The sequence below is a fragment of the Tateyamaria sp. GN1-10 genome, assembly GCF_055693845.1.
Genome location: NZ_JBVFUR010000004.1, coordinates 1632458 through 1650925, shown reverse-complemented (window position 1 = coordinate 1650925; position 18468 = coordinate 1632458). Strand labels below are relative to the sequence as shown.

The window sequence follows — 18468 nt, the reverse complement described above, 5'->3', positions numbered from 1 at the left end:
CAAGTTTTTTTGCCTCTCTCCCTTGCCAAAGTAAGTGGCTATTACATATGTCTGTTACCATAAGTAAGCACCCCTTACTTCCTGTCAAGGAGTGGCACCATGCCTAAAGATCGCGCCAAGGATACACCGAAACCACCCCTTTGGAAGCGCACTGTGCGCGGGATCGTCACGCTGACCGGCACCGCGTCCGTCATTGCCATCGCCGCCGGTGTGGTCTGGATCGGCAGCGCCACATTGGCAACCCGTGCCGCCGCCGTCGACGCCCCTCCGCCCGCTCCGATCAGCACCGTTTCGGCAATCCGCGTGACACCGGCTGACACCATGACCGTCACCCGCGCCTTCCACGGACAGGTCGAGGCGGCACAGACTGTTGCCCTGAGTTTCGAGCAGGGCGGTCGCCTGAACGTCCTTGAAGTGGACGAAGGCGACCGCGTCAAGGCGGGCCAGGTTCTTGCCAAGCTCGACACCCGTATCCTGATGGCCGAACGCAGCCGCCTTGTTGCCTCGCGCGAAGCGCTTGAGGCGCAGGCGGAACTGTCCCGCCGTACGACCGATCGTCAGAAAGAGCTGCGCAATCGCGGCTTTGCCTCGGATCAGGCGGTGGACAACACGGCACTGAACCTTGCTGCGCTTCAGGCACAGATCGCCGAAATGGACGCAGCCATCACGCAGGTTGAGGTGCAACTGAGCCAGACCGAATTGCTGGCCCCGTTTGACGGTGTCGTGGGCGCGCGGAATGTCGACCCCGGCGCAATCATGGCTGTGGGGGCGCCCGTGCTTGATGTTCGCGAGGAAACCGCCCCGATCTTCCGTGTGGGGATCGACCCGAGGCTGGCGCAAAACGTGCGGGACACCGCAGCCGTCGTAACGCTGGACGGTGTGGACTACGACGCGCGTTTCGTCGGCTTCCGGCCCGACCTGGATGCGCAAACCCGCACCCGCACAGGGCTGTTCGAGATTGAGACGGATGATCCGGTCTACCTCGCCTCCGGCACACTGAAACTGCACAGCCAGATTGACCAGAACGGATATTCTGTTCCGCTGCGCGCCTTGCAGGATGGGGTGCGCGGGCTTTGGACCGTGATGGTTCTGAACCCGGGTGATGATGACCTTTACACCGCCAAGGCCGCCGCCGTCGAAGTGCTGCAGGTCGAAGACGGTACGGCCTTTGTCCGTGGCACGCTACAGGGTGACGCCATGATCGTGCCCGATGGCACCCACCGCCTTGTCTCGGGCGACCGGGTGCGCGTGGTCGGAGTGGAGTGATGGAAACCCTCACCTTCCGCCAACCCCGCCTTGTTGCCCTTGCCCTTCTGGTCATCATCGCGGCGGGCTTGTCCTCGCTGCTGGCCATTGGACGGCAGGAAGACCCCACCATCACCAACCTCTTTGGCACTGTCACCACTGTGGTGCCGGGTGCAGACCCCGCCCGGGTCGAGGCGCTGGTCACCCAACCCATTGAGGACATCCTGCGTGAGGTGTCCGAGGTCGACGTGATCGAAAGCACGTCCTCGACCGGTATTTCCATCGTCTCGGTCGAGTTGGGCGTGATGGTGCCGGACAACCGCATTGAACAGGTCTGGGCCGAGATCCGCGATGATCTGGCCGAGCTGTCCCCCAGCCTGCCCGCCGACGCCTTCGAGCCGGAATTCGACACCGAGGGCGGCAGCGCCTTTGCCGCCATCGCGGCCCTTTCGGCCGAGCCGGGCATTTCAACCACGATCCTGGGCCGCTATGCCCGCGACCTGGCCCAGGATCTGCGCAACATCCCCGGCACCGAACTTGTCGAGTTGTTCGGTGCGCCCGAGGATGAGGTGCTGGTCACGCTCGACCCCGTGGCCACCGCCGCGCTTGGCCTGACGGCAAGTGACGTCTCCCGCGCCATTGCACAGGCCGACGCCAAGGGCCCTGCCGGACGTGTGCGCCCGGCGGGGTCTGACCTGCTGATCACTGTCGCGGGTGAGGTCGAGGCGCTGGACCGTTTGGGCGAGATTGTCGTGCGTCGCTCGGACACCGGGGCGGTCACCTATCTGTCCCAAGTGGCCGAGATCACGCGCGGCCCGCGCCTGCCAGAAGCCGAGTTGGCGATCTACAATGGCAACCCTGCGATCCTTGTGGGCGCAAAGTTGGAAAGCGGGCTGCAAGTCGACAAATGGGCTGCCTTTGTCCGTGAAGAGATCGCCGAATACCGGTCCAACGTCCCCTTGGGCGTCTCGCTGGACCTGACCTTTGACCAATCCGGCTACACCGCAGACCGCCTGCAGGAGGTCGGCCTGAACATGGCCATCGGCGTTGGCCTTGTGGTCGGTGTGCTGCTGCTGACCCTTGGTTTGCGGTCCGCCATGATCGTGGCGCTGATCCTGCCGGTCGTGACCCTTGCCACGCTGTTCACCATGAATTTCATCGGCCTTGCCATCCATCAGATGAGCGTCACAGGCCTGATCGTGGCCCTTGGCCTGTTGGTCGATGCGGGCATCGTGATGACAGACGAGGTCGGTCAACGGCTGGAAAAGGGCGTGAGCCGCATCAAGGCGGCGGGCCAGTCGGTCAAACGGCTCTTTGCGCCTTTGCTGGCATCAACCGTGACCACGGCCCTGTCCTTTACACCCCTGATCCTGCTGCCCGGCCCTGCAGGTGATTTTGTGGGCTCCATCGCCATCGCTGTGGTGATCATGCTGGGCTGGTCCTTTGTCGTGGCGATCACGCTGACACCGGCCATCGCAGGTCACCTGCTGCCCGCGGATGGGACACGCGGCGGCATGAACAGTGGTGCATTGGGCCGTGTCTTTGCCGCGTCGCTGCGCTGGTCCGTGAAAAACCCTGTCCGGTCTATCGCGCTGGCGCTGATCCTGCCCGTCACTGGATTCCTGTCCATGCCAACACTCACGGCACAATTCTTTCCCGGCGTGGACCGCGACCAGTTCTATATCGAGGTGGATTTGGCCCCCGGTGCGGGCGTTGCCGACACGCAGGACGTTGTGGCGCGGCTGAATGACCGGCTGCTCGGGGATGACAGGATTGAACAGGTGATGTGGACTGTCGGGCGTTCCGCGCCTGCCTTCTACTACAACATCGTCGGTGCCCGCGAAAACGCACCCGGCCATGCGCAAGCGCTGCTCACCACCCAATCGGCGGAGGCGACCGAAGCTGTCCTGCGCGACCTGCAAGGCGATCTTGCCCTGACCGCGCCCGAGGCCGAAATCCTTGTTCGTGGTCTGGTACAGGGCCCGCCGGTCAATGCCCCCGTCGAGATCCGGCTTGTTGGCAAGGACCTCGAGGCGCTGCGCGAAACAGGGGACGAGGTGCGGCGCATCATGTCCGGCGTCGATTCTGTGCTTGTGACCCGCGGCACCATCGGTGGCGGTGCGCCCAAGGCCGTTATCACGGTGAACGAGGCGCAGGCGCAAATCCTTGGCCTCGACCTGCGCCAGATTGCCGGGCAGTTGCAAGCCGGGCTTGAGGGGGTCACGGGTGGCTCCATGGTCGAAGGGGACGAAGAGTTGCCCATCCGTGTCCGTCTGGGCGACGCCACGCGCGGCTCGGTTCAGGCTATCCGCGACCTGCCGATCCTGCGCCCCGATGCGGCTGCGCTGTCGGCCCAAGGGCGCTGGCCCGCCCTGCCCTTGTCCGCCGTGTCGACCATCGAGTTGGAGCCAGCCGCCAGCAGCATCACCCGCCGCAACGGCGAACGGGTCAACACGGTTCAGGCCTTTATCCTGCGGGATGTGCTGCCCGAAGAAGCCTTGGTTGAGGTGCAGGCCGCCCTGGAGGCCAACGGTTTCGCTGTGCCAGCCAATATGCGGCTTGAACTGGGCGGTGACAGCGATGCGCGGGCTGACACGCTCAGCGATCTGCTCGCTTCCCTTGGTCTGATCGTCACCCTTTCCATTGCAGCCATCGCACTGACCTTCAACAGCTTCCGTCTGACGGCGGTGGTGCTGGTCGTGTCGGGCTTGTCCGCAGGTCTGAGCCTACTGGCGCTCGCGATTTTCCAGTACCCGTTCGGGATCAACGCGATCATCGGCGTGATCGGTTCGATCGGTGTGTCGATCAATGCCGCGATCATCATCCTGACGGGATTGCAAGAGGACGACCTGGCCGCTTCAGGTGACAAGGACGCCATGGTCGATGTGGTCATGGGATCCAGCCGCCACATCGTGTCGACCACCATCACGACCTTTGGTGGCTTCCTGCCCCTGATCCTTGCCGGTGGTGGGTTCTGGCCCCCCTTCGCGATGTCCGTGGCAGGGGGCGTGTTGTTGTCGACCGTGGTGAGCTTCTACTTCACCCCACCTGTCTTTGCCTTGATCCACCGGGTCCGCCGGACGCCTGAGGCACCCGCGGAGCGGGACAGCGACAAGGACGTGCCTTTCGTTCTACATCCCCCGTTCAGCCAGGCCGCGGAATAGGCGGAATAGGTAGCCCAACCCAGGGCACGCTCTCGATACGATTCCCCGAGCTTTCGGCCAGATGCGCAGCGCTTCCTGAAGCAAGCCGGTACCGCCAGTTTGGCGAATCCAATCCACAAGCATGTCTGGCTTAGTGTCGCTTATCCGGACAAGGCGTCACTCATTCAGTTCACTGACCAGACCGGAATAAAGCCGAAGGCGCCAGTTCAACACAAGCCCGCCGGTACGGGCTTGTGTTGAACTGGCTCGAGGGCGGCTGCGCACACGAGAGCTGCCGTTCTGAAATCTGACTGTCGATTGTTTAAACTTCCACCAACTTCAATACCTCAAGCCCTTCGACTTCGGGCAATCTGGTATTGTGGTAAATCCAGACACTCATATCAAAACCAAATGAGACGAAGCATTCTCTACCAAGATGGAATACAAATGCCTGCGATTTTTCCGTTAGAAAATCCTCAATGAAACAAGTCAGATCTTCTTTTCTAAAGACCGGTTCCACAAGTGGTTCGAAGTATTTTTTGTCGTCCAAAGGTGGATGCGGTTCGCTCATCTCCATGACGAGAAAAAAATCACCAAACTCTTTGAAGTACTTCTCAAAATCTTCCCTGATGGCGTGCTGCTTTGCCGGAAGCTGTTGTTCGAAGCTTAAATCAGCGTCTGTCCAGCCTTCGTCTTCCCATTCTTCTTGAGAAATCGCTTTTCCAAATGGTGAAAGCAAACTGCACCGCCATCCATCAGGGAGTGGCCCCCACTGGATTTGACCTAAATTGACAAGGTTGCCCAAATTTCATACTCGCCTCAAGGAAATCACAAAATGCTTGCTTGGCTGGTGCTTGGCAACTTCATACAAGCCTAAAAGCTCGTGAAACAGACTTAGAGTATGGCGTTCGTTTTGGACTGCAAGCCGACGTACTCTGCATTTCTAACAAGTGGATAACGCAAGTGCCAACGCTATCCGACGTTTTACACGCCACCCAACATTTGCCAGGCCCCTCACCCCTCTACCTGCTTGCCAATCCCGCCGGAGTAACCAACACTCATAGGCAGAAAAGCAAATGGGGAGATTTCCATGAAAGTCACGTCATTCCTATCCGCCGCGCTGCTGCTGTCGAGCACAGCACTGGTCAGCGCCGAAACGCTGAAATGGGCCCGCGCGGGTGACGCGCTCACCCTTGATCCGCACTCGCAGAACGAGGGCCCGTCGCACACTATCCGCCACCAGATGTACGAGCCGCTGATCATCCGCGACACGACTGGCGCGTTTGAACCCGCACTCGCCACTGAATGGGCGCCCAAGGCTGATAATCCCAATGTCTGGGTGTTCAAACTGCGCGAAGGCGTCACCTTCCATGACGGTGCGGCCTTCAATGCCGAGGACGTCGTGTTCAGCTTTGAGCGTGCGATGCAGCCCAATTCCGACATGAAAGAGCTGATCGGGTCGATCACCGAAGTGCGCGCGGTTGATGACTATACTATCGAGATGGTCACCGATGGCCCAAACCCGATCCTGCCGTCGAACCTGACCAACCTGTTCATCATGGACAAGGACTGGACCGAGGCGAACAACACCGTCAACGTGCAGGACTTTGAAGGGGGCGAGATCACGTACGCCACCACCAATGCCAACGGCACGGGCGCGTACGTGCTGCAAAGCCGCGAGCCTGACGTGAAAACCGTCATGACCAAGAACGAAAACTACTGGGGCATCGATCAGTTCCCGATGGAGGTGACGGAAATCGTCTATACCCCCATCCAGAACGCGGCGACCCGTGTGGCGGCCATGCTGTCGGGAGAGATCAACTTCCTACAGGATATGCCCGTTCAGGATCTTGAGCGTGTGAACGCCGCTGATGGTCTGGTGGTCAAGCAGGCCCCGCAGAACCGGGTGATCTTCTTTGGTATGAACCAGGGTGCGGATGACATCGAAGCCGACAATGTGGACGGTGCCAACCCGCTGGCCGATGTGCGCGTGCGCAAGGCGATGTCGATGGCGATGAACCGTGACGCGATCCGTCAGGTCGTGATGCGTGGCCAGTCACAGCCCGCGGGCATGATCGCGCCCCCCTTCGTCAATGGCTGGACCGAAGCGATGGACGGTGAGTCCTCGACCGACACCGACGGGGCCAAGGCCCTGCTGGCCGAGGCTGGCTATGACAGCGGCTTCTCGATCCGTCTGGATTGCCCGAACGACCGCTATATCAACGATGAAGCGATCTGTCAGGCGGCTGTCGGCATGTTGGGTCAGATCGGCGTGACCGTGAACCTGGATGCCAAGCCCAAGGCGCAGCACTTCCCGCTGATCACAGATGGGCAGACCGATTTCTATATGCTGGGCTGGGGTGTGCCGACATACGACTCGGAATACATCTTCAACTTCCTTGTCCACGGTCGTGAAAGCGATATCGGCACCTGGAACGGCACCGGGTTCGACAACGACGAGATCGATGCCAAGATCAAGTCGCTGGCCTCAAACACCGATCTGGAAGCCCGCAACGCCGACATCGCCGATATCTGGCGCGTTGTGCAGGACGAACAGCTTTATATCCCGCTGCACCACCAGGTCCTGAACTGGGGCATGGGCGAAGGCGTCGGGATCGAGGTTGACCCCGAAGACCAGCCCAAGGTCAAATACATCACCATGAACTGATCATGGACGGGGGCCGCACATGCGGCCCCCTTTTCGTTTTGACCCCGAATGCGCGCCGGGGTGTTGCCTGTTTTTCACCGATTTTATTGAAACCGCATCAAGGACCAAGACATATGATCCGCGCTTTCCTTCTGGCCAGCACCGTTCTGGCCGCACCGGCCATCGCCGAAGAATTCAAGTGGGCCGAAACCACCGACCCGCAAACCATGGACCCGCATGCCGTCAACTCGGCCGCCGTACTGGGATTTCTCAACAACGTGTACGAGGGGCTTGTCCGCCGCGGCAAGGACATGACCATCGAACCGGCACTCGCCACATCGTGGGAGCCGATTGGCGCGGGCGAAGGCTGGCGATTCACCCTGCGCCAGGGTGTGACCTTCCACGACGGGGCCGCATTCAGCGCGGATGACGTGATCTTTTCCTACCAGCGCGCCAGCGACGAAGCCTCGGACACGCGCAGCTGGTTCGCCCCTGTTTCCGAGGTCGTCAAGGTCGATGACTACACTATCGATATCATGACCACCGCGCCCAACCCGATCTTCCCCGACAGCATCGCCAACTGGATGATGATGGACAGCGGCTGGGCCGAAGCCAACAACACCACCCTGCCCGACAAGGAAAGCGGCAACTACGCCACGCTGAACACCAATGGTACGGGGGCATTCAAGGTGACGGCACGCGAGCCTGGCCTGCGCACTGTTCTTGAGCCAAATGGCGACTGGTGGGACACCGCCGAACACAACATCACCCGCGCCGAACTGACCCCGATCCAGAACCCCGCCACCGCCGTTGCAGCGCTGCTGTCCGGTGATGTGGACCTGATCAACCCGGTGCCCATTCAGGACGCCGAACGCCTTGCCGCCAATGACGCGGTCAAGGTGATCCAAGGGATCGAAGCGCGGATCATCATGCTGGGCTTCCCACACGAAGCCGACGCGCTGAAATATTCCAGCGAAACAACCGATGCCAACCCATTTGCAGACGCACGGGTGCGTCAGGCGGTGGCCCATGCCGTCAATGTACCTGCCATCCTGCAAACAATCATGCGTGGCAATGCCGAACCCGCCAGCCAGCTGGTCAGCCCGGCCATGCGCGGCTATTCCGCATCGCTGGCGGACCGGCCGGAGTACAACCCGGATCAGGCCAAGGCCCTGCTGGCGGAGGCCGGTTACCCAGATGGCTTCTCCTTCGGCCTCAAATGCCCCAATGACCGTTACTTGAACGACGAAGCGGTCTGTCAGGCCGTCACAGGCATGCTGGCGCAGGTCGGCATCACAGCCGTCCTCGACGCGATGCCGGTCCAGAACTACTGGCCCGAACTGCGCGAGGACAACTACGATATGTACCTGCTGGGCTGGTCGCCGGGCACGTTCGACGCCGAACACCCGATCCGTTTCCTGGCCGCAACCCCGAACGAGGAAAAGAAGCTGGGCAGCTGGAACTTCGGCGGCTTCTCGAACCCGCGTGTGGATGAGCTGTTGCCCATGATCCAGTCCGAAATCGACGATGCCAAACGTCAGGCCATGCTGGATGAAACCACCAAGATCCTGCAGGACGAAGTGGCCTATGTGCCCATGTACGTCCAGCCGCTGGTCTGGGGGGCAAAGTCCAGTGTCGATCTGACACAGCGCCCCGACAACTTCTTTATCCTGCGCTGGGTGACGGTGAACTGATCCGGCAACCCCGGAAAAGAATGGCCCATCCCGCAATCCGGGGTGGGCCTTTTCATTGCACCAATTATTACTGAAAACAGCGGGTCTGCTTAACAACTCAGCGCAAAAACCATGCCCCGCTCGTACCCATCGCGCACGTGATAGGTACCGTCCTTGAGCTGGCATGTCGTCTTGGATTGGGCCACCTGCCGTGCCTTTGCCGTCAGGTTAAAGCGCTGCGCCCCGACAGTGTGCGAGGCATTGTGCGCGACAATGAAGTTATGGGTATCAACCCGAACCTGACGAAACTTCAGCCGGTACTTGCCCAAAGTGACAAGTTCACTGTCGCCTTTCTCCCAGAAAGACGTGCGCGCACGGAAGGCATCCATCGCCGCCGAACGCTCGCTGGTCGAACGCCCACGCTTGGCGTAGGATCTTGTTTGCTCTTGATAAAATGGCAGGTTCGAGGTTTGCGACGCAGGCACTTGTGCTGCGGGAGCCCGCTCCGCGACGGTGGCTGTTTGGGACGCGCCCGGCGTTGAAAACCCAACGCCCTTCTGCTGGGGCGCGGGGGCCCCGCAAGCTGAAACAACGCATAGTGCAGCAACAATGATCCGGGGGTTCACGGGATATCTCCATTCAAAGGGCCGTTCCCGCGAGAGTGGAATGCAAAACAGGCGAAGAAAGGGCAAAAGCAAGAAAAGATGCGCTCGCGGCATCAACCGTTGGCTGGCTGCTTCACCTGCGTGCAGAACGTGAAGTTCCTTCAAAAAACAATCCTGCCCGCGCGGTGCGCATGTCTGCGGTCCCTTGACCAGGCCCGCGCATCTTGCGAGACGGGGAAATGCTTTCCTTCATTCTCCAGCGTGTCGCCCAATCCGCCCTCGTTCTGTTGGTCGTGGGCCTTGTCGCCTTTTCCATGTTCCGCTTTGTCGGTGATCCCATCGACAATATGCTGGGACAGGAACGGACCATCGAGGATGTCGAGCGCCTGCGCGCACAGCTTGGTTTGGATCAACCCTTTGCCGTGCAGTACTACCGCTTCCTGGAAGGGGCGGTGCAGGGCAATTTCGGCGTCAGTTACCGGCAGGGCAGACCCGTGTCTGACATCCTGTTGGAGCGGGCGCCTGCAACATTGGAACTGGCCGCCGTCAGTGGCTTTCTGGCCATCTCCCTCGGCATCGCGCTTGGCGTCTTTACCGCCATCCGACGAAACGGGCTCTGGGCAAATGTGATCATGTCGGCATCCCTGATTGGCGTGTCCCTGCCCACCTTCCTCATAGGTATCCTGCTGATTTACCTGTTCTCGGTCGAACTGGGCTGGCTGCCCAGTTTCGGACGTGGCGAGACGGTCAAGATCGGCAATTGGTCCACAGGGTTCCTGACAGCCAGCGGACTCAAGGCCCTCATTCTACCCTCGATCACCCTCGGCCTCTACCAGATGACATTGATCATGCGCCTTGTCCGATCCGAGATGCTGGAAGTGCTGCGGCAAGACTACATCCGCTTCGCCCGTGCCCGTGGGCTCAAGGAACGGGCCATCAACTTCCGCCACGCGCTCAAGAACACGCTTGTGCCGGTGATCACGGTCACGGGCCTACAATTGGGCTCCATCATTGCCTTCGCCATCATCACCGAGACGGTGTTCCAATGGCCGGGCGTGGGCCTCCTGTTCATCAACGCGATCCAGTTCGTCGATATTCCGGTCATGGCCGCCTACCTGATGCTGATTTCGGTCATGTTCGTGGGCATCAACCTGATCGTGGACCTGCTATACTTCGCCATCGACCCGCGCCTGCGTGTGGATCGGGCGGGAGGACATTAAGATGACCGATACGGCCCAAACCCCGACCAAAGCCCCCACCCGCCTGCAACGCTGGGCGGATTCGGATTTCTTCTACCTGTTCAAACGCTCCCCCGTCGCTATTGTCAGTTTCGCCGTGGCCCTGATTTTGGTCCTGAGCGCGGTCTTCGCCCCGCTCATCGCGCCTTACAATCCGTTTGATCCCGCCTCGCTCAACCTGATGAACGGTTTTTCCCGCCCTATGACGCCCAACGCCTTCACCGGTGACAGCTTCTGGCTGGGCACCGATGATCAGGGGCGCGACGTCTTCTCGACCATCCTCTACGGCATGCGCATCTCGCTGTTTGTTGGCGTTGCCGCCGTGCTGTTTGCCATGGTGCTGGGCATCTCCCTTGGCCTCATCGCGGGCTATGTCGGCGGCTGGACCGAGACGGTCATCATGCGCATCGCAGACGTACAGCTGACCTTCCCCAGCATCCTTGTCGCCATGCTGATCTTCGGGATCGCCAAGGGTGTGACCCCGATCGAATACCGAGATCAGATGGCCATCTGGGTCCTGATCATCGCCATCGGCCTGTCAGACTGGGTCCAATTCGCCCGCGTCGTACGCGGCGCCACGCTGGTCGAAAAGAGCAAGGAATACGTGCAGGCCGCCCGGCTCATCGGCCGCAGCGGCCCCGCCATCATGGTCAAACACATCCTGCCCAACGTCCTGTCGCCGGTGCTGGTGATCGCCACGATCTCGCTGGCCCTCGCCATCATCGCCGAAGCCACCCTCAGCTTCCTCGGCGTCGGCGCGCCCCCCACACAGCCCTCACTCGGCACCCTGATCCGCATCGGCCAAGGCTTCCTGTTCTCGGGCGAATGGTGGATCCTCTTCTTCCCCGCCTGCACGCTCCTGGCCCTGGCGCTCAGCGTCAACCTGCTGGGCGACTGGCTGCGCGACGCGCTTAATCCAAGGTTGCGGTGATGTTTGACATTCGGCTTGAACAATCGACCGATGACAAAACCTGCGAGCATATGCAGGGAAAGGTCAAACTCGGCGACTATGAGGAAACCTTTTTCGCATCTACAACACGGTTGACAGCGTCCGAATACCTCAACCAGTGGGTTTCGGCTTTGGACACGCTCCTAAATCATCGAACCTTTTCAGTGCTTTTTTCCAGCATTGAATTGGATGACATTGGTGTTGGCCTTCTTCGATACTACGGGCTGACACCTGCCGAGAACGAGGAAGTCAATCCTGAGACCGGCGTTTATGTCACTGAAGGCTTTTGCGCCGTTACAAACAATCCCAAGGCATTCCAAATGGATCGTGTTTTCGAACCGGACAGCTTGGCCTCACGCCTTGGGTTACACTTCTTAGATACTACCAACCCGACCCGGATTTACCCTTGCTTGGACACACCGGTGATGAGTGGCTCCTTCTGGCACTACTCAAACAGCGACCTTAGAGCCTGCCGTAACCGTGTAGCTGCTCGCCTGAACGACGAGTCAAACACCCAATGACCTCCCTCCTCAACATCTCCGACCTCTCCGTCCACTACCCCACCCGCAAGGGCACCTTCGTCGCCGTCAACGGTGCCGACCTAACCGTCGCCCCCGGTGAAATCCACGGGCTCGTGGGCGAATCCGGTGCAGGAAAATCCACCATCGGCGCCGCTGTCATGGGCCTGATCGACCCGCCGGGCCACATCGCCGATGGCACGGTCAGCTTCCGGGGCGAAGCCATCAGCGGCCGCGACGCCGCGGGCATGCGCGCCCTGCGTGGCGCAAAGATCTCCATGATCTTCCAGGACCCGCTCACCTCGCTCAACCCGCTGCTCACGGTCGAAGACCAACTGACCGAAACCATCGAAGCGCATCTGAAACTCGGCGACAAAGCCGCCAAGGCCCGCGCCGTGGAACTGCTCGACCGCGTCGGCATCCCGGACCCGTCCGAGCGGGTCAAACAATACCCCCACCAGTTCTCCGGTGGCATGCGCCAGCGGGTGGTGATCGCCCTCGCCCTCTGCTCGGAACCCGATGTCATCATCGCGGACGAACCCACCACGGCGCTCGACGTTTCGATCCAGGCGCAGATCCTCGACCTGATCAAGGAACTCGCCCGCGAACGGCAAGTGGGCGTGGTCCTGATCACCCACGACATGGGCGTGATTGCCGACACGACCGACCGCGTGACGGTCATGTACCAGGGCGCAGTGGTCGAAAGCGGCACAACAGCCCAAGTCATGGGCGCCCCCGAACACGAGTACACCAAGTCGCTCATCGCCGCCGTGCCTCGCGCCACGCTCAAGGTGCACCGCTTCCCACAACTCTCCTACGGCGGGCGCAGCACGAAGTTCGCCATCGAAGACCTCGCCCGCAACTGGCCCACCCCACCCAAATCCAAAACCGGCACACTGGTGCAGGTGGACGGGATCACCAAAACCTTCGTCCAACGCGATTCCATCATCCCCGCATGGCGCAAAATGTTCACAGCCGTGGACGAGGTCAGCTTCGACATCCGCGAGGGCGAGGTGTTCGGCCTTGTGGGCGAAAGCGGTTCGGGCAAATCCACCGTCGCCCGCATGATCGCCACGCTCTACGAAACGAACGGCGGCCATATCTATTTCGACGGCACCGACGTCACACAACTGGCCTCGCGCGAAGAACGCGACGCCTACCGCCGCCAGATCCAGATGATCTTTCAAGACCCGTTTTCCAGCCTCAACCCGCGCATGCGGGTGGACGCCATCGTGGCCGAACCGGTGCTACACCACAAACTGCTCGAAGGGCGCGCCGTTCAGGACCGCGTCGACGAACTGTTGGACCGCGTGGGCCTCGGTGCAGACGCAGGCCGGAAATACCCGCACGAATTCTCCGGCGGCCAACGCCAACGCATCTCCATCGCCCGGGCGCTCGCCACACAACCACGCTTCCTGATCTGCGACGAACCCACCTCCGCGCTCGACGTGTCGATCCAGGCGCAGGTGCTCAACATCCTCAAGGATCTGCAGGAACATCTGGGCCTCACCATGCTGTTCATCAGCCACGACCTACCCGTCGTCCGGCAAATGTGCGACCGCGTGGGTGTCATGCGGCAGGGCAAGATGGTCGAAGTGGCGGACACCGAACAGCTCTTCGCTGCCCCACAAGCGGACTACACCAAGGAACTCCTGCGCCTGATGCCCAAGCTCGAAGGCCTCTCAACCGAAGGCCTCGAAAACGCCTGACACCTTCTTCTGGCCAACAATACCTTCGGGGAGCTCGAGGGGGCAGACAGCCCCCTCGTCAGCAAAAATGAATCGCGTGCGCGGCAGCGCGCCTTTGGATCACCGCCCCATCCTGAGTGACAAGGCCCAGGCCAGCGCGGTCAGCGCAAGCAGCACCACTACTGCAACGGTCCAGCCCTGCGTGGCAAACACCTGCCCAATGACAAAAGCCCCGGCAATCCCACCCAGATAATAGCTGGCCAGGTACAACCCGTTGGCTGCCGCTTGATCATGGGTGGCGGTGCGCCCGACATATCCGGTGGCGACAGACTGGGCAAAGAACAACCCCGCCCCAACCAGCGCAAGGCCCAACAGAAACATCGCCAGAACAGGCGTCAGCAACAACACCAGCCCCACCAACGACACGGCAATCGCGCCGTGAAAGCTCGCCCGCGCACCGTACCGCGCGACGGACGCGGCCGCCAAGGGTGTCGTCAGGATCGCCGGGGCAAAAACGAAGTATACCAACCCAATCATCGTCTGCGGCAAGTCAAACGGGGCCTGCGCCAGAATGAAATTGGCATAGGTGAAGGTCGCGACAAACACGAACAATAGGATGAACCCAATGCCCACCATCGCCACCAGCTTGGCGTTCTTCAGATGATCCAACCACGCCTCGATGACCGAGGGCCCGTCGGCAGTATCATGGCCACGGCTGTCCCGCGCCCCGATATAGAAATATGCAACCACAGCCCCCGTCAGGTTCAGCGCTGCAAAGCCATAGAAGCTTTCGGCAAGGCCGAAATTCCCTGCAATTTCGGACGCCAGAAGTCGCCCCAAAAGGTTCGACGCGACATTCCCCGTAATATAGGCGGCCATCGCCCCACCAACGGCGGTCAGCGAACACTCCTCGCTCAGATAGGTCAGCGTCAGGGTAAAGGCGGCAGACATGAACACGCCCTGCGCCACCCGCAGCAAGGTAAAGGTGGTCAAATCGTCGGTTGTCGCCAGCAGCATGGTCGGGATGCTCAGCAGCGCCAGACACATCCAGATCCCCCGCTTGCGATCGATCCGCCGGGCAAAGATGGCCACCACCAGCGAGGCAAACGCCATCCCGATGGTCGACGCATTGACGGCAAAGCCCATCGCCGCTGGCGACACGCCATAGGTCTCCACCAGCGTGGGCAGCAAAGCCTGCGAGCCAAAAAGGTCAATCAGCGTCAAAAAGGCGATCAGCGCGATCATCGTTGACCGGCGGATCACCATGCGGCGATCTTCCGGCGTCTTTTCGGCCAATTCAGGCGCAAGGCCCGTCATCTGGGCAGTCACGGCCATGGGTCATGCCTCCGAGGTTTCGGCGCCGCGCAGTCGCGGTGTCCACGGGTTAAAAATTGGTTAGCGTAGCCAGCAAATCATTGAATTTGCAAACTTTCATGTGTTTGTCCCCGCGGGGACACCCCACACCGGACCGGCTTCACTATCCTTTTCTCGATTTCAGGTCCACCGCATTTGCGCCCTGAGGTGCCCCGAAATCATCGAACATCTCGCGCAGATCCAGCGTGCTTTCCCTCTCGATCTTGTCGAAATTGGAACTCAACCATCGGTCCGCATGTTGCCGCCCCAGATCGCGCAAATGGATCAGAAACGCCCATTCCGAATTCAGCTTGGATGATGCATCAAGCGCCAGCATGTCGTCGCACCCGTCGATCATGTGCATGTTCATCACGCGGTACTCGTTGTCAGACAGCGCCCCGTCTTCGATCAACCGGTGCACCAGATCAATCGTGCGCAGGTCGCGCAGAAGCGAGGCGTTGAACGTGATCTCGTTCATCCGGTTCTGGATATCCCGCGCACGGCGGGGGGTGCCGGGACGTTTCAGTGGGTTGATCTGCACAATCACGATGTCCGAAGACGGCGAGTGATCGATAAAGGGGAACAGCACCGGGTTGCCCATGTAACCGCCATCCCAATAGGGCACGCCGTCAATCTCGACCGCCTTGAACATGTTGGGCAGGCAGGCCGAGGCCATCACCACGTCCAACGTCACCTCGTGCCGGTGAAAGACACGCGCCCGTCCCGTTTCGACATTGGTCGCCGAGATGTACAGCCCCATGTCATCGCATTTGGCGACCTTGTCGAAGTCGATGAAATCCTCAACCACGTCTCGCAATGGGTTCAGTCCCAAAGGGTTCAGGTCGTAGGGCGAGGCCATCCGGCTCATCATGTCCATCATCACGTAACCGGGAGAGGCATCGAGCGACCAGGACCCCAGCATCATGTCGAGCGGCGTGCGCTTGATCGGGCTGCCCTGCCCTGCGCGGCTGACCGCGCGCCAGAAATCCTCAAGCGTCTGCCGCGCTCCGGCCGCACCCGCGTCGTACATTCCTTGCGTCGCAACCACTGCATTCATGGCCCCGGCAGAGGTGCCGCTGACCGCCTCGATCCACAGACGGTCTTCTTCGAACATCCGGTCAAGGACGCCCCAGGTGAAGGCCCCGTGCGATCCCCCACCCTGAAGCGCGAGGTTGATGGATTTCTCATGACGCTTTGCGCGCCCGTTGGTGGCTGACATGACCCGGCCCCCTACTGCGCGACCCAACCACCATCGACCGGCATGGCGATGCCGGTGACAGAGGCTGCGGCCTCGGAGGCGAGGAACGTGCACACCGCACCCAGCTGTTCCACGGTCACGAATTCCTTGGTGGGTTGGGCCGCCAGCAACACATCGCGTTTCACCTCTTCCTCGGTGATGCCGCGCGCCTTGGCGGTGTCAGGAATTTGCCCCTCAACCAGCGGGGTCAGCACATAGCCCGGGCAGACCGCGTTGACGGTAACACCGTGCTGCGCGGCCTCAAGGGCGACGGTCTTGGTCAAACCGACAATCCCATGCTTGGCCGTGACATAGGCCGACTTGTAGGGCGACGCGACAAGGCCGTGGGCCGAAGCCACGTTGATGATCCGCCCGAACCCACGCTCTTTCATCCCCGGCAGAGCGGCACGAATGGTGTGGAAGGCCGAGGACATGTTGATAGCGATGATTGCGTCCCATTTGTCCAACGGGAACTCTTCGACCGGGGCGACGTGTTGGATCCCCGCGTTGTTCACGAGGATATCGACAGCACCGAACTGCGCTTCGGTTGTCGCCACCAGATCGGCGATCTGGTCCGGTTTGGTCATGTCGGCGCCGTGGTAGGCAACCGTCCCCGCGGATTTGGCGTCAAGGTCCGCACGCGTCGCCTCAATCTCGTTCGCGTCGCCGAACCCGTTGAGCATAATGTTGAAGCCTTGGGCGGCGAAAGCCTCGGCAATGCCGAGCCCGATGCCGCTGGTTGATCCGGTGATGATGGCGGTGCGTGTCATGGGTGACCTCTCTGGACAATGCTGCGGCGCGGAAAGCCGTGATTGTCCAACAGGTAGGGCCGCTTTGCATGTGCAGCAACTCTTTGGCGCTCACCTCTCTACCACGTGAGAAATGCCGCTAAGTGTTACTGCCGGAACCGGCTGTTTTCGCCGTTTTGCCTCATATTTGAGCGCAGGCGATGGCGCTTTGTTACAGTGTCGGGTCCTGCGTAGGTCCGACATCAAGCCGCGTAATATGGTCGGCCATCGCCATTGGGAAGTACTGGCGCACCAACGGGTCATGGCCCGGCACGACAAGTTTCCGCGCACTTGCAAGCCTTTGGATCGTGGCAAACCCGTCCAACATGTCCTGCATATCCACCACGATGGGAAAGGGTGTTCCAGTCAGGAAGTTGCCGTAGAAATGCGCCGCATCCGAGGCCAAAACTAGCCAACCCGCCTGCGTACGGACGCGCACGGCCTGCATCCCCTTTGTGTGCCCGCCAATGCGGTGCACGGTGATGCCATCGGCAATCTCGCTGTCGCCATCGTGAAAGACCACCTTGCCGGAATAGAGCCGCTGCACCGCAGCAACAACGTGGCCCACGGTGAAGGGTGCGCGGAGCGCGTCGTGGCACATGCAGGGGCCGGTGGCATAGGCCATCTCGGCCACTTGCAGATGCAATTTTGCATTCGGGAACAGGTGCAGACCGCCCGCATGATCGAAATGCAGGTGGGTGACGATGATCTCGGTCACGTCTTCGGGCTGCAGGCCAAAGGGTTTCAGCGCCTCGCCTGGATCAAGGCGGATGGGTCGCCCCCGCGCCTGCCCTTCGGCAGCGTCAAAGCCGGTGTCCACAAGGATCACGCGCCCCTCCCCCCGGATCAGCCACATGTAGAAGTCGATGGGATCAGGGGCGTCGTGATTGTCGTCGAACATGTAATTGTCACCACGCACACGCGCCGTCTGTTCAGCGTATTTGATGGCGTAGACTTCGTAGGTCATCTGTGGACCAGTTCAAAGGTGTTCAGGGTCTTTTTCGCAACCATGTCCGCGATCTTGGGACCGGTTTCGAGGTAGTGCGGCGTCTGCTGATGCGCCTCGAACGCCGCAAGATCGTCGTAGAGTTCATAGAGAAATACTGTGTCAGGCTGGCTGGGGTCTGTGCACACGTCAAAGTGCTGGCACCCGGGTTCGTCGTAGCGCGAGCGGCGCGCGTTGCGGATGATGTGCGACAAGAACGTGTCCCGCGTTCCCGGTTTCAGGTCGAAGATGACGGTGACAGCATATGGCATGGGGTGCCCCTTTTTCTTGCCCTCCGCAGTGAATGCGGCCAGGTATTTGATAATTCATACATTAATGTATACACAAGCGCATACGAGAAGCGAGTCGCTTTTCACCAGCCTATGCCGAAAGGGGCCC

At 60.7% G+C, this 18468-nt stretch carries 15 protein-coding genes; 8 read left to right on the top strand and 7 right to left on the bottom strand.

From position 1 onward, the window contains the following. Positions 1-99: 99 nt before the first annotated feature. Positions 100-1266 carry an efflux RND transporter periplasmic adaptor subunit gene (locus ACZ1HN_RS09920; protein ID WP_472727371.1) on the top strand — a complete coding sequence of 389 codons (1167 nt, stop codon included), beginning with the start codon at positions 100-102 and terminating at the stop codon, positions 1264-1266. Then, entirely contained in the window at positions 1266-4409 is a 3144-nt protein-coding gene (locus ACZ1HN_RS09915) for an efflux RND transporter permease subunit (protein ID WP_472727370.1), read from the top strand. Before ACZ1HN_RS09920 ends, ACZ1HN_RS09915 begins: the two co-directional genes overlap by 1 nt. Before the next feature lie 301 nt (positions 4410-4710). Here ACZ1HN_RS09915 and ACZ1HN_RS09910 read toward each other — a convergent pair whose 3' ends face one another. Continuing rightward, complete coding sequence (locus ACZ1HN_RS09910; protein ID WP_472727369.1) at positions 4711-5193, bottom strand: hypothetical protein; 483 nt, start codon at positions 5191-5193, stop codon at positions 4711-4713. A 285-nt stretch (positions 5194-5478) separates the two neighbouring features. On the opposite strand from ACZ1HN_RS09910, the gene ACZ1HN_RS09905 reads away from it, so the two are divergent. Continuing rightward, positions 5479-7056: an ABC transporter substrate-binding protein gene (locus ACZ1HN_RS09905; RefSeq protein WP_472727368.1), complete on the top strand. Its 1578-nt coding sequence runs from the start codon at positions 5479-5481 to the stop codon at positions 7054-7056. Positions 7057-7169: 113 nt separating this feature from the next. Beyond that, entirely contained in the window at positions 7170-8729 is a 1560-nt protein-coding gene (locus ACZ1HN_RS09900) for an ABC transporter substrate-binding protein (protein ID WP_472727367.1), read from the top strand. 89 nt (positions 8730-8818) lie between these two features. Here the strand turns inward: ACZ1HN_RS09900 and ACZ1HN_RS09895 are convergent, their stop codons facing one another. Then, entirely contained in the window at positions 8819-9334 is a 516-nt protein-coding gene (locus tag ACZ1HN_RS09895) for a hypothetical protein (RefSeq protein WP_472727366.1), read from the bottom strand. A gap of 218 nt (positions 9335-9552) precedes the next feature. On the opposite strand from ACZ1HN_RS09895, the gene ACZ1HN_RS09890 reads away from it, so the two are divergent. Genes ACZ1HN_RS09890 through ACZ1HN_RS09875 form a run of 4 tightly spaced genes read left to right on the top strand, consistent with a single transcriptional unit; the run spans position 9553 to position 13727 of the window. Further along, the gene (locus tag ACZ1HN_RS09890; protein ID WP_299210136.1) at positions 9553-10533 is read left to right on the top strand and encodes an ABC transporter permease; all 981 of its coding nucleotides are present in this window, start codon (positions 9553-9555) and stop codon (positions 10531-10533) included. A gap of 1 nt (position 10534) precedes the next feature. Continuing rightward, the gene (locus ACZ1HN_RS09885) at positions 10535-11482 is read left to right on the top strand and encodes an ABC transporter permease (protein ID WP_472727365.1); all 948 of its coding nucleotides are present in this window, start codon (positions 10535-10537) and stop codon (positions 11480-11482) included. Continuing rightward, positions 11482-12021: a hypothetical protein gene (locus tag ACZ1HN_RS09880; RefSeq protein WP_472727364.1), complete on the top strand. Its 540-nt coding sequence runs from the start codon at positions 11482-11484 to the stop codon at positions 12019-12021. The genes ACZ1HN_RS09885 and ACZ1HN_RS09880 overlap by 1 nt, the downstream gene beginning before the upstream one ends. Continuing rightward, the gene (locus tag ACZ1HN_RS09875; protein WP_472727363.1) at positions 12018-13727 is read left to right on the top strand and encodes an ABC transporter ATP-binding protein; all 1710 of its coding nucleotides are present in this window, start codon (positions 12018-12020) and stop codon (positions 13725-13727) included. Before ACZ1HN_RS09880 ends, ACZ1HN_RS09875 begins: the two co-directional genes overlap by 4 nt. A 99-nt stretch (positions 13728-13826) precedes the next feature. Here the strand turns inward: ACZ1HN_RS09875 and ACZ1HN_RS09870 are convergent, their stop codons facing one another. From ACZ1HN_RS09870 to ACZ1HN_RS09850, 5 genes are all read right to left on the bottom strand, one after another. After that, a complete protein-coding gene (locus tag ACZ1HN_RS09870) occupies positions 13827-15041 on the bottom strand; it encodes an MFS transporter (protein ID WP_472727362.1) in 1215 nt (404 codons plus the stop codon). Between the two features lie 142 nt (positions 15042-15183). Then, complete coding sequence (locus ACZ1HN_RS09865) at positions 15184-16278, bottom strand: patatin-like phospholipase family protein (RefSeq protein ID WP_472727361.1); 1095 nt, start codon at positions 16276-16278, stop codon at positions 15184-15186. A gap of 11 nt (positions 16279-16289) precedes the next feature. Continuing rightward, positions 16290-17066, bottom strand: a complete 777-nt coding sequence (locus tag ACZ1HN_RS09860; protein WP_472727360.1) for a 3-hydroxybutyrate dehydrogenase — start codon at positions 17064-17066, stop codon at positions 16290-16292. 190 nt (positions 17067-17256) lie between these two features. Beyond that, entirely contained in the window at positions 17257-18051 is a 795-nt protein-coding gene (locus ACZ1HN_RS09855; protein WP_472727359.1) for an N-acyl homoserine lactonase family protein, read from the bottom strand. Next, positions 18048-18341 (bottom strand): putative quinol monooxygenase, encoded by a 294-nt coding sequence (locus tag ACZ1HN_RS09850; RefSeq protein ID WP_472727358.1) that lies wholly within the window; start codon positions 18339-18341, stop codon positions 18048-18050. The genes ACZ1HN_RS09855 and ACZ1HN_RS09850 overlap by 4 nt, the downstream gene beginning before the upstream one ends. Positions 18342-18468: the final 127 nt, after the last annotated feature.